At 55.8% G+C, this 308-nt stretch carries 1 pseudogene; it reads right to left on the bottom strand.

Annotated features, from left to right (window positions below):
- A pseudogene (locus NE473_RS30895) lies at positions 1 to 308 on the bottom strand (RNA-binding transcriptional accessory protein); the annotation flags it as partial.

Below are 308 nucleotides of genomic sequence, written 5' to 3'. Positions count from 1 at the left end.
CTCCACCTTATATTGAGGAGCAGTCGGATAGATGACTACGGTATCCAGTACTTTCCCGGTCACATCCACCACAGCAATCTTACATCCGGTACGGAATGCCGGATCCCAGCCCAGCACGACACGGCCCACGATGGGAGGCTGCATCAGAAGCTGCTCCAGATTTTTCCCGAACACCCGGATGGCGCCGTCCTCCGCCTTCTCCGTCAAGTAGTTTCGGATTTCCCGCTCAATGGCGGGAGCAATCAAACGGTCATAGCTGTCCGTTATCACTTCCCGCAGCTCGGGTGTGGTGTTGGGGTTGTCCTTTA

Source organism: Hungatella sp. SL.1.14 (assembly GCF_024460495.1).
In the GTDB taxonomy this organism is placed as follows: Bacteria; Bacillota; Clostridia; order Lachnospirales; family Lachnospiraceae; genus Hungatella; species Hungatella hathewayi.
This window is presented reverse-complemented; position numbering and strand designations above follow the sequence as displayed.